Below are 1,978 nucleotides of genomic sequence, written 5' to 3'. Positions count from 1 at the left end.
GGGCGCCCACTCGAGGAATGACACCCCATGACCGCGCGCCCCTGGCTCCTGTGCCTGGCCACGGCCTGGCTGGCCGGCTGCCAATACTTGCCCGAGCAGCTGCAGTCGCCTTCCGCCCCCTCGCCCATCCAGAGCTCCTCTAGCGGCTCGGTGTTCTGCCATGCCGAGCTGCCGGACTTCGACAACGTGCCCTGCCTGCTCGATGATTGGGTGGCCTTTGGCCTGGCCTCCCAGCGCGGTGACCGGGTGTGGCGAGAGGCGACCCTGACGCGCCTTGGCGGCGAGAGGTCCGAACGTCGCCTGGCGCGGGCCGTACTGCTCGCCTGGGGCGACGAGCAACAGTGGGACCGCGCTGCGGCGCTCTACAAGGCCGACCTGCACGGTGCGCCCGCAGAACTGCAGCCGCTGCTGCGCTACTGGCTCAACGAGCTGGAGGGGCGTCGCCGCCTGGCCGGCCAGCTGGCCGAGAGCCGGAGCGGGCATGAGGCCGCCGTGGAGGAGAGGGAGGCGCTTGCCGAGGAGCTCGAGGCCATGGCCGAGAAGCTCGAGCAGCTCACCGAGATCGAACAGAGCATCAACCTGCGACAGCAGAATGAATGAACCGGGAGAGACGACATGAAGCAGACCGGACGCCTGCCCAACGCCGGTGCACCCGGCGCACGCATCCTGCTGGTGGATGACGACGTCAGCCTGTTGAAGCTGCTGGGCATGCGGCTCGAGAGCCGCGGTTACCGTGTCACTACCGCGGAGAGCGGACGCGAGGCCCTAAAGCGGCTGGAAGTCGCACGCCCCGACCTGGTGCTGTCGGACCTGCGCATGGACGAGATGGATGGTCTGGCGCTATTTCAGGAGCTCCAGCGCCGGGTGCCGGGCCTGCCGGTGATCATCCTCACGGCCCACGGCTCGATTCCCGATGCCGTGAGCGCCACTCGCCAGGGGGTCTTCGGCTTCCTCACCAAGCCGGTGGACCGAGACGAGCTCTTCACCGCCATCGACGATGCCCTGGCCCAGACCTCAACCTCCGGCACCGAAGGTGATGACCACTGGCGCGAAGCGATCATCACCCGCAGCCCCGAGATGGAGCGCATCCTCGAGCAGGGCCGCATGGTGGCCGCCTCCGATGTCAGTGTGCTGATCACCGGTGCTTCGGGATCGGGCAAGGAGCTGCTGGCCGGGGCCATCCACAAGGCCAGCCCGCGGGCCGACAAGCCCTTCGTGGCGATCAACTGCGGTGCACTGCCCGAGCAGCTGCTGGAGAGCGAACTGTTCGGCCACGCTCGGGGTGCCTTTACCGGGGCAGTGAGTGAGCACCGCGGTCTTTTCCAGGCGGCCGACGGCGGCACCCTGTTCCTCGACGAGATCGGCGACATGCCACTGACGCTGCAGGTCAAGCTGCTGCGCGCCCTGCAGGAGCGCCATATCCGACCGCTTGGCTCTACCACCTCGGTTCCCATCGACGTGCGCATCATCTCGGCGACCCATCGCGACCTCGACCGCGCCATGCACGAGGGGGAGTTCCGCGAGGATCTCTACTACCGCCTCAACGTGGTGAACCTGCGGCTACCGCCGCTCAAGGAGCGCGCTGAAGACGTGCCGCTGCTGGCCAAGCACTTGGTCGCCCAGGCTGCCGCCCGGCACAAGCCCTTCGTCAAGGGCTTCTCCCCGGAGGCGCTCAACCTGCTGGCCGCCTCTGCCTGGCCCGGCAACGTGCGCCAGCTGGTCAATGTGGTGGAGCAGTGCGTGGCCCTGACGACCTCGCCGATGATCCCAGAGGGGCTGGTAGCCCAGGCGCTGGCCGCCGAGGACAATGCCCTGCCGACCTTCAACGACGCCCGCGCCGGCTTCGAGCGCAGCTACCTGGTCAAGGTGCTCAAGATCATCGAGGGCAATGTTACCCAGGCGGCGCGCATCGCCGGGCGCAACGGCACCGACTTCTACAAGCTGCTGGCCCGCCATGACCTCGAGCCCAGTGCCTTCA

Annotated in this window: 2 protein-coding genes; both read left to right on the top strand. The window is 68.0% G+C overall.

The window, feature by feature from the left end; translation table 11 throughout:
• Positions 1–27 precede the first annotated feature (27 nt).
• Entirely contained in the window at positions 28–600 is a 573-nt protein-coding gene (locus RI841_RS16235; RefSeq protein WP_310706668.1) for a hypothetical protein, read from the top strand.
• Between the two features lie 15 nt (positions 601–615).
• The coding region (gene glrR, locus RI841_RS16230) for a two-component system response regulator GlrR (protein WP_310706667.1) at positions 616–1,978 on the top strand (1,363 nt) is incomplete at its 3' end.

This window comes from Halomonas sp. (assembly GCF_031581305.1).
Classification (GTDB): domain Bacteria; phylum Pseudomonadota; class Gammaproteobacteria; order Pseudomonadales; family Halomonadaceae; genus Halomonas.
Note: the sequence above shows the minus strand (reverse complement) of the source record. Positions and strands in the feature narration are given on the sequence as shown.

Coding starts and splice junctions, on each gene's coding strand:
- RI841_RS16235 (WP_310706668.1), top strand. CDS start 28: ATGACCGCGCGCCCCTGGCTCCTGTGCCTGGCCACGGCCTGGCTGGCC.